Here is an 8829-nt window from a genome sequence, read left to right on the forward strand (position 1 = left end):
CCTTTTCTTGTCTTGCAAAAAGAAGACGCCCGACTGGAATGAGCACGGGCGGCAAGGAGAAGCAGGGGGAATTTGTGCCGGTTACGTTGTCCGGCGCCAGGTGACTGCCCGGCCGTCTGCGTTGCCCTTTCGCCGCCCTTGTCATCGGGCCTAGCTTCAATAGGGGGCGGTAGCTGCCTGTCCTGCGCTTTCCGTGGGCTACGACTCACCTCCACCCGTTCGCGTCCTTTGCTCGGTTGCCTGGCCGTGGTCACCAGTCTTGCTACTGCACATTGAAGCGGGCCGGTGCTGTGATCTCCGGCATTGTTCCTTCCAGGTGGAAAATCTCGCGGCGGATCGGACACCGCCGGCCACCCTTCTAGTCGCGCATCAGCCTGCGCATTCCGCTTCAATGTGCCGCCTCGTTTAGAAGCGGCTCTTGTTCCGACCACCCTGCTCCCATCCTCTGCGTCTTGGCCACCTTGGGGCCCTCCCGCTCACCGCCTCCGCTTCATCGCGCAGCGCCGCTGGTCGCATCAGTTTGCATGCTGGTCGGCTGCCGCTCGTTTGCAGTTCTCTTGCCAGAGGCCTGCGCCGGCGAGCGGCGTCCGTATTTGTAGGTTGTTTGAGATCGGTGCCCGGTGTGCTGGGCTGGTGACCCAAGTATCACAATCGTGTTAGATGAAGTCAACACATAAGTGTTATTTGCTGACAAAAAAAACTCTCCCCGTGTTGTTAAGATTCCACACAATTGTGTTTAGCTGACGAACGCATCACCCTTGCTTGACGACATTGGGATGGGTTTTACAAGGCTCGGCATGTAAAATGCCAACGTCACACAGGTCATTGAGATGAGTGCTGTGAAGAAATGAAAAGCTGGAAAGACCGTACCCGCGAAGTGATGCTCACCAAGGGGTTGACCCAACGGGTTGTCGCAGCCCACATGAGCCGCTCCCAGAGCACACTCGCGTGCTGGATGAATGGCCGAAACACCCCAAACATCAACGATATGAGCTCTTTGGCAGAAGCTTTGGGGGTTGATGCTGCGTGGCTGACATATGGCATTGAAGCCAGGGAAAATCCGGTGATTTGCAGGGTTTTAGAGGCCCTACACGGGATGAGAACCGCTGATTTAGAAAAGGTAGCGGACATACTTGAAGCCTTGAAGGCAACCTCCCGCTCAAACGAAATCGACAACATGGGAAATTGAGCAATGCTTTTGAAAACCCTTGTAACCGCTTTACTTGCGATACCTGGACAAGACAGCAGCGCTGGGCAGTAGTATGTAGCCAATACGCCATAATTATTACAGTAAAAGGCAGACTAAAATGGCAGAGAGCCGCCAAAAGGGAAAAGCAACAATTAAGGCAACAGGAACGGGGGCCAAAGAGTCAAAAGCCCCATCTGAAAAGTATGGTCATACCAAATTAAGATTTGATCCGTCGTTAGATACAGCAAAACTCGTCGCTGGAGTATCAAGAGAAATGCGCGACGCCCTTAGGGGCACACATTGGCGATTTACCCCCAATCCATCCGGTGAAGAAGCCAAAACACCGCCTCGAAATGAGCCATCATTAGAGCAAAGCCTTGCGTCCACCTCTTACGAGCAACATAATCAAGACATGAGCACCGCACCAACACGTGAAGAACTGGACGCAAAACTCGAGCTGATCGAGACCAGGCTTGACTCTAAAGTCCAACGCATCGAGGACAAGATGGATGGGTTCTTGGCCGCGAGCAAAGAGACCCAAGACTCCATCAAGAGCCTAAAAACGACGATCATTGTGACCGCCCTCTCGACAGTGCTTGCAATTGTTCTTGGGGTTGCTGCCTTCAATTCAACAGTATTGAGCAACATGGTCGCCTCATTCGAGTCCGGCAAGAACACAGCCCAAGCCATCGACAAGGCCCAGACAGAACTTCAGAAGAGAGAGGCGCGGCTTGACGAGATCGACAAGAAGCTGGACAAGCTGATCGCGGCACCTCCGCCGCAGAAGTAACCAAGACAAGCCCGCCGAGTGCGGGCTTTTGCCTGCCCTACAATGTCAATATTACGACCCAACTTGTCAGCATACGAGCAAACCCATAGCCCATCATTTCGGGCATGGAACAGTACGGTGAGCGCATTAGAGCAGCGCGCGAAGCACGCGGGTGGACGCAAGAGCAGTTGGCAAGGAAAGTCGGCATTGGCCGCTCCACACTCTCAACCATTGAAAGCAATGGCCTGGACACCACAACCGAGGTGTTCTTCTCCCTGGCGAAAGCGCTCAACTTGAACCCGAACTGGCTGTACGCCGGCAAGGGCCCCCGAGAACCCGTTGTTCCATCTGAGTCTGCCTATGTCTCCGCAGAGTCCTTGGATGACCTCGCGGAGAAGCTTCTAGACCGCGGGCCCGAAGACGTCGGCCGGCTGATCACGCTGCTTCTTCAAAAACAGGCCGAGCGCCGCAAGCCAATCTGACCGCACTGTTGCGCATTAGCGTCACTCTTTTTGCTACAAAAGTGTGCGCCAGCACTACCTGGCACTGCTATTGTTAAAACTAAGTAAAAACGCTTAACATGCGCACGTGCCAGAAGAGACTTTCCACGCAAGACTGCGGGCAGCCATCGAGTCCCGCGGCACAACAGTCACAGCCGTTGCCTCCCACCTCCAGGTACACCGGTCTACTGTAAATCGCTGGTTAAAATCCCAAATGCCTGACGACGAACAGATTTCCAGACTCGCCGCATACTTGAACGTCAGCGTTGACCACCTCCAGCGCGGGTCTGAGATCGATCACGACCACATGATGCGCTGCCAGATCCTTTTTGCCCTGTCTACTGACCTTGATACCAGCCACGTCAACGCGATGATCACCCTCGCCGAGGGTCTTCTTGCTACAAAAATGTAGCAAAAGTGAACAGCAACAAATCTGTACTGATTTCGCGTTTTGCATGCTTCAGTCGCACACTACTCCCACAGCCTAGGACATGGGCGGCAGATAACGAACGGAGTGGAAATGACTTGTGGAAGCGCGGCAGCACCTTGTATTCATGCTCAGAATTGCCATCACTACCGGGCAGTCATCAACTGCCATGACGATGACGACCGACCGGTTGCTCAGCTGCTGGTCAGCCTGCTCAAGAGTGGGGAGTTCATCGTGCAGAAGGTAGGAAACACCGAATCGATCATGAAGAGGTTCGGGCTGTAATCGTGAGAAGGCGCCGGCCTACGGCGCCTTTTTCTTTGATGCGTGATCCATCACTTTGGCGAGGAAGGCGTGCAGCTTTTCGGTGTCCATGGCGCCAACGGCTTCAGCCAGCTCGTCCAGATTCTTGGCAACGATGGTCTCACCTGCCCCCAGCGCGGGGTCAGTTTTCAGGATCAATTCTTTCTCGCCTTCGCCCGTTTCCAGCCACTCATAGCTGACTCGAAGAGCTTTGGATAGCTCGAGCGTATACCTCGACGATCCATTGCGATTCTCGATATTGCCGATAGTCGACTGGTTCTTGGCCCCGATCAGCTTTGCTAAATCGGTTTGGCTCATGCCGAGCTCAATTCTCCGAGCGCGGACTCTTTCACCGTATGTGTTCATACGCAACATGCTATCCACTTCGCGAAACACGATGGTGTTCAAAAGTGGAGAGAAACTATTGGCGAAATTAACACGTATGTGTTGTAATGGATTCATGGACTGGACCAACATCATTTCATCCCTCGTTTCGTTGGGTGTAGATCGCGAGACGATTGCCAAAGAGGCAGGATGCTCTCTCTCTCTCATTAACGCCTTGGCACAGGGCAAGAGGGGAAAGCGTCTGTCGTTCGAAATAGGCACCAAGTTGATCAACCTGCAAAAGCGGGTCATGTCCGCTGCTGTTGAGTGAAGTATGACAAAAGCCCGTCCCTTAAAAAATGATCATTTTTTAGGAATAAACACAAATGAACGTGAATGACGCTGTTCACAAAACCGTTCATGCCAACGGTGGGGCAAAGGTCATCGCCGAACGCCTGGGCAGCCCGGAGGGGGTTATCCGCGCAAAGGCAAATCCCAACGATGACAGCCGCTGGTTCTACCTGCCTGAGGCCGTGGAGCTGATGAGCCTGACCGGTGACCACCGAATTCTGCAGGCCATGGCCGATGAGTTCGGCTATCTGATCTCCCCCATGCCGGATTCGGTGGACAACGCCGACCGCGCTCTGCTCTCGCTGCTGACGGATGCCACAAAGGGCAATGACTCCGAAAAAGACATCCACCGGTCTGTTGTTCAGCTTCGCAGCTTCATCGGAGCGGATATGCGAAAGAAGATCAACAAGCTGCAGGGCTATTTAGCCAGGCTGGCACATGAAATCGATGACTGACGCCTCGGTCCACTTCCGCAGCGACACCGACGAGTGGCCGACACCGCAGCAGTTGTTCGACGAACTGCACGCTGAATTCCAGTTCACCGTTGATGTGTGCGCCACGCCGAGCAACGCCAAATGCCCGCGTTACTACACCCGGGCGGACGACGGACTCTCACAGTCCTGGGTAAGCGAAACGGTATGGATGAATCCGCCATTCGGGCATGGCATCAAATTTTGGATGGAGAAGGCGTTGAAGAGCGCGCGCGCCGGCGCCATGGTGGTTTGCTTGGTCCCAGCCAGGACAGACACCCGCTGGTGGCACAAATACGCAATGTGGGCGTCCGAGATCCGTTGCTTGGACAAAAGGCTGCAGTTTGATGGCAGCCGCGCCAAAGCTCCATTCCCGGCGGTGGTGGTCGTTTTCAGACCCAATCACCTGGGCGCAGCGAAGTTGGTGGCCTTGAAGGTGCCTGGCGCCCGCAAGTTGAAGCCGGCAACGGTTGAAGCAGTCGCCGGCCGGCGCCGGAACAAGTACGAGGGATAAGCAATGTCGACAAGCAAAGTCTTGGAGCTGCCGGTGTTGGAAAGGGGGGTGTAATGAGCGTAAAAGTGATGAATGCGGTGTTTGACCGCTTCCCCGAGGGTGGCGGCTTGATGGTGTTGGCCTTGAAGCTGGCAGACCACGCCCACGATGACGGATCGCACATCTACCCTTCCGTCCAGAGCCTGGCACAGAAGACCCGTCAGTCTGGCCGAACCGTTCAGCGGCAGCTGGATCGCCTAGTACGCGCAGGCTGGTTGATCCTGATGTCCGAGACGCGTGGCGGCCGCGGCATCACCAACGAGTACTGCATCAGCCCCGATTGGCTAGCCGGCGAGGACATCTCGCTCACTGAAAAGGGTGACATTTTGTCATCGGACGAAAAGGGTGACATTTTGACGCCCTTTCAAAAGGGTGACATTTGCGACAAAAAGGGTGACATCCAGAGCATAAAGGGTGACATCTGCGACAGAAAGGGTGACACAGCTATGTCACCCGAACAGTCAAGAACCAAAAGCAACAGTCAATTAACCACCAATACCGCGCATGAGCTCCCCTCGTGGCTGCCGGTGGATGCCTGGACCGCATTCGTCGAGATGCGCAAGAAACTCCGTAAGCCGATGACCGACCATGCTGCCCGCCTCGCCGTGGACAAGCTGGTGTCGCTCCGCGCAGAGGGCCACGACCCCCGCGCTGTGCTGGAGCAGTCGGTGTTCAATTCCTGGCAGGGGTTGTTCCCGGTGAAGTCCGACTACGCCGAGCCGGCGCACCGCCGCCCCAACGACCTCCCCAAAGACTACGGCAAAAGCGGGAAACTGTGATGAGCGATCTGACCCACATTGGCGCCGCCCTGGGCGCATTGAGCCAGGGGCAGCCGCCCCGCAAGGAAATCTGCGAGCGCCATGGCGAATTCGAGTCCCGGAACCCGATAGGCCGCGTCTGGACCCGCTGCCCGATCTGCGCCGAGGAAGCCAAGACCGCCGAGGAGGCAGCCCAACGCGCCATTGATGCCCGGTTTGCCGAGGAGCGCAAGCGCACCGACTGGCTGCGCGCCATTGGGGACTCTGGCATCCCTCCCCGCTTCCAAGACCGCGGCCTGAAGAACTACCGGCCGGATTGCGAGGGGCAGCAGACCGCCCTCGCATTCTGCGAGGCCTACGCCGCCGAGTTCGAGGCCGGCCACTCCGGACGCTGCGCCATCTTCCTGGGCGAGATCGGCACCGGTAAGACTCACCTGGCCTGCGCTATTGCCCTGCGCATCATGCACCGCTTCAAGCGCACCGCCGTTTTCACCACCCTGGACGACATGGCGCGCCGGATCCGGGAGGCGAAAAGCTTCTCCAGCGCTATGAGCGAAAGCGCCACGATTGGGCTGTTCACCTACCCCGACTTGCTGATTATCGACGAAGTAGGCATCCAGTCCGGCACGGAAACGGAACACCGCTCGCTATTCGCCGTGGTGAATGGCCGCTACGAGGCGCGCAAGCCAACGATATTCCTGAGCAACCTGGACCGCGACGGCATCAAGGACTGCATCGGCACTCGCCTCTTCAGCCGCCTGAAGGAAGATGGCTGCGAGGTACTGGTGTTCGACTGGGAAGACTACCGCGCGAAGGAAGCCGCATGAGCGCCACCGCCCGCCCCTCCAAAATCGTCCCGCGCCCTGGCTTTGACCCTATCTGCACCGGCCGGCGCCAGGACTTCCGAGAGAACAAAGATTGGCTGGCCGCCGTCGGCACTATCCGCAAGTGCGTGCGCTGCGGCAGCTCCGGGGATGTTCAAGTCGCACACCGCAATGAAGGCAAAGGTATGGGGCTGAAGACACCCGACTGCCTCACTGCGGCGCTCTGCATCCACTGCCACGACTCAATCGACAACGGCAACCGCTGGACGCTGGAGCACCGCCGGCGCGAGATGGACCGCGCCATCGTCCAGACGCTGGAGCTGCTGGTGTTGGCTGGTGTGGTGGTGATCGACAAGGCCCGGCTAAAGGAGATTGCCAAGTGAGCGAGTGGATCAGGACTGACGAAGACACCCTCGAATGGAACGGGTATCGGATTGAGCGCCTGGGCAATGAGTCTGCCGCGGGCGCACTTTACCGCGCTTTTGCACCGAATGGCGTCATGTTGGCCGTTGGCGCCGGCCCGAGCGACGATTTCAAGAAAGCCTGCGAGCAGCACGCCGCAGACAAGGCCAAGGGGAAATGATGCTGAACTTCAAGAAACAGCCCAGCAGCAAAGCACGAGTGCAGGCTCTTGGCCGTCTCCCCGCTGGTGTGATGAACAAGACCGAAGCAGCTTACGCCCAGGCCTTGGATCAGCGGCGCTTCGCCGGCGAGGTTGCCTGGTTCAAGTTCGAGGGCGTCAAGCTGCGGCTGGCTGACAGCACGTTCTATACGCCGGACTTCGCTGTGATGCTCGCCAATGGCCAGATCGAGATGCACGAGGTCAAGGGCTACTGGCAGGACGATGCGCGGGCCAAGATCAAGATCGCCGCTGATCAATACCCGTTCCGGTTTATCGCGGTGCAGGTCAGGGCTAAGAAAGACGGTGGTGGCTGGTCCATCGAAGAGTTCTAACAATAACGATACTCGGGGGAGCTATGAATTTTTCGTCGGTAAAAAGTTTGGTGGGCTGGGCTTTTCAAATGGAAACGGTGGTGATGGTTCAGGTGCAGAAGTACGGCTCAACCACCTCTGCCGCCTTTGACGGCCTGTCGCCTTACGACCTGAAGACACAGGCGGCCATGGTCATGGCAAAAATCAACCGCCTGCCAGTCGAGCAGCGCGCGGTGCTGTGGGCGCTACACGTCCAGCGCGACACCGAGATGATCTACCTGACCACCCATACCCCCTGCCGCTTCGGCTACAAGACCGATCTGGACATCATCCGCAAGTGGGCCACCGGCGCCGGCCCCGGCTGCCGCAACCTGGCCGATCGTCACGGCACAAGCCACATGACGCTGCACCGCTACGAGAAAACCGTTGTCCGCGACCTGGAGCGCATGATGCATCAGGCGTATGCCGCACTGGAGGAATCGCTTGCCGGCATTCTGCAAAACCTGAGGTACAAGGCCACCGCGGTGGCGTGAGGTTGACACCACAGGCTGGCGGGGCTACATTCCGCGGCAAGAGACTGAAAACTCTTGAACGCCGGAAGCTCCCACGCCCGTCAGCCGTGGATTTTTTACGCCCGTAGTCCGTCTGGACTGCGTGCATCGGCTTAGGCCGGGAGGGCGGCAGCTATACAATACCCGCAAGGGGAAATCTGCCCGCTGTGCGTTCACAGTTTTCAGCCTCCCGGCCGCCCATATGGCGGCGGTCAATCCGACTGAAAACGGAGAACGATCATGACCCCCATTACTGTCTCATTCCAAGGCAATACCCTATTCATCGTCGAATACAACGGCGAAGCCTACACTCCCATGAAGCCCATCATTGAAGGCATGGGACTCGCATGGCAAGTTCAGCACCGAAAATTACTGGAGAGATTCAAGTCAAGCATCACCGAAATGGTGATGGTTGCCGAGGATGGAAAACAGCGGGCAATGACTTGCCTTCTTCTGCGTAAGCTCGCGGCGTGGCTCTACAGCATCAGCCCCAACAAAGTTCGCCCCGAACTGCGCGACCGCATCATCCAGTACCAGGCCGAATGCGACGACGTGCTCTGGCAGCACTGGACCCAGGCCAAGAGGGCTGAGCCCCTGGCTCGCTCGCCTCTCATCCCCTCTGACGCGGTAATCTACTCGGAAGGCGTGGTGCGCGACGTGTACAAGCACGCCTGGGCGGGCTACATGGCGATCGTCAATATGCACCTGAGCAACCGCGCGGAAACTGAAATTGATGCCATGCACAAGCTTTGGCTTGGGACATACCCTGATGAAATTACCAATGGCATCATGCTGGATATCCAGTTTGCTGGGTATCGAGCACTAAATGATAGGCAGCGCCTACCCCGCTGAATTGACCTTGCAATATGGAAGGGGC

15 protein-coding genes are annotated in these 8829 nt (G+C 57.2%); 14 read left to right on the forward strand and 1 reads right to left on the reverse strand.

Translation table 11 applies throughout. From position 1 onward, the window contains the following. The first annotated feature begins 847 nt into the window (after positions 1-847). The 4 genes from ACUXV1_RS00485 (at position 848) to ACUXV1_RS00500 (ending at position 2870) form a co-directional block, all read left to right on the forward strand. Complete coding sequence (locus tag ACUXV1_RS00485; RefSeq protein WP_446014400.1) at positions 848-1189, forward strand: helix-turn-helix domain-containing protein; 342 nt, start codon at positions 848-850, stop codon at positions 1187-1189. A 118-nt stretch (positions 1190-1307) separates the two neighbouring features. Further along, positions 1308-1979 carry a hypothetical protein gene (locus ACUXV1_RS00490; protein WP_446014399.1) on the forward strand — a complete coding sequence of 224 codons (672 nt, stop codon included), beginning with the start codon at positions 1308-1310 and terminating at the stop codon, positions 1977-1979. A gap of 104 nt (positions 1980-2083) precedes the next feature. Further along, positions 2084-2440, forward strand: a complete 357-nt coding sequence (locus ACUXV1_RS00495) for a helix-turn-helix domain-containing protein (protein ID WP_446014398.1) — start codon at positions 2084-2086, stop codon at positions 2438-2440. A 106-nt stretch (positions 2441-2546) separates the two neighbouring features. Then, positions 2547-2870: a helix-turn-helix domain-containing protein gene (locus ACUXV1_RS00500; RefSeq protein WP_446014397.1), complete on the forward strand. Its 324-nt coding sequence runs from the start codon at positions 2547-2549 to the stop codon at positions 2868-2870. 318 nt (positions 2871-3188) lie between these two features. On the opposite strand, the gene ACUXV1_RS00505 is transcribed toward ACUXV1_RS00500, so the two are convergent. Next, positions 3189-3740, reverse strand: coding sequence for a helix-turn-helix transcriptional regulator (locus tag ACUXV1_RS00505; protein WP_446016823.1), 552 nt, complete (start codon positions 3738-3740; stop codon positions 3189-3191). On the opposite strand from ACUXV1_RS00505, the gene ACUXV1_RS00510 reads away from it, so the two are divergent. The 10 genes from ACUXV1_RS00510 (at position 3649) to ACUXV1_RS00555 (ending at position 8804) form a co-directional block, all read left to right on the forward strand. After that, entirely contained in the window at positions 3649-3843 is a 195-nt protein-coding gene (locus tag ACUXV1_RS00510) for a hypothetical protein (protein ID WP_446014396.1), read from the forward strand. The two genes, ACUXV1_RS00505 and ACUXV1_RS00510, sit on opposite strands and share 92 nt — an antisense overlap. 55 nt (positions 3844-3898) lie before the next feature. After that, positions 3899-4318, forward strand: coding sequence for a phage regulatory CII family protein (locus ACUXV1_RS00515; protein WP_446014395.1), 420 nt, complete (start codon positions 3899-3901; stop codon positions 4316-4318). Then, complete coding sequence (locus tag ACUXV1_RS00520) at positions 4302-4847, forward strand: DNA N-6-adenine-methyltransferase (RefSeq protein ID WP_446014394.1); 546 nt, start codon at positions 4302-4304, stop codon at positions 4845-4847. The genes ACUXV1_RS00515 and ACUXV1_RS00520 overlap by 17 nt, the downstream gene beginning before the upstream one ends. Before the next feature lie 53 nt (positions 4848-4900). Further along, positions 4901-5665, forward strand: coding sequence for a helix-turn-helix domain-containing protein (locus tag ACUXV1_RS00525; protein ID WP_446014393.1), 765 nt, complete (start codon positions 4901-4903; stop codon positions 5663-5665). After that, complete coding sequence (locus ACUXV1_RS00530) at positions 5665-6471, forward strand: ATP-binding protein (protein WP_446014392.1); 807 nt, start codon at positions 5665-5667, stop codon at positions 6469-6471. Before ACUXV1_RS00525 ends, ACUXV1_RS00530 begins: the two co-directional genes overlap by 1 nt. After that, positions 6468-6851, forward strand: a complete 384-nt coding sequence (locus ACUXV1_RS00535; RefSeq protein WP_446014391.1) for a hypothetical protein — start codon at positions 6468-6470, stop codon at positions 6849-6851. Before ACUXV1_RS00530 ends, ACUXV1_RS00535 begins: the two co-directional genes overlap by 4 nt. Then, a complete protein-coding gene (locus ACUXV1_RS00540) occupies positions 6848-7051 on the forward strand; it encodes a hypothetical protein (protein WP_446014390.1) in 204 nt (67 codons plus the stop codon). Before ACUXV1_RS00535 ends, ACUXV1_RS00540 begins: the two co-directional genes overlap by 4 nt. Continuing rightward, a complete protein-coding gene (locus ACUXV1_RS00545) occupies positions 7048-7422 on the forward strand; it encodes a DUF1064 domain-containing protein (RefSeq protein WP_446014389.1) in 375 nt (124 codons plus the stop codon). Before ACUXV1_RS00540 ends, ACUXV1_RS00545 begins: the two co-directional genes overlap by 4 nt. A 23-nt stretch (positions 7423-7445) precedes the next feature. After that, positions 7446-7934 (forward strand): hypothetical protein, encoded by a 489-nt coding sequence (locus ACUXV1_RS00550; RefSeq protein ID WP_446014388.1) that lies wholly within the window; start codon positions 7446-7448, stop codon positions 7932-7934. Positions 7935-8192: 258 nt separating this feature from the next. Continuing rightward, the gene (locus ACUXV1_RS00555; protein ID WP_446014387.1) at positions 8193-8804 is read left to right on the forward strand and encodes a phage antirepressor N-terminal domain-containing protein; all 612 of its coding nucleotides are present in this window, start codon (positions 8193-8195) and stop codon (positions 8802-8804) included. The last annotated feature ends 25 nt before the right edge of the window (positions 8805-8829 follow it).

It is taken from the genome of Chromobacterium sp. W521 (genome assembly GCF_052805975.1).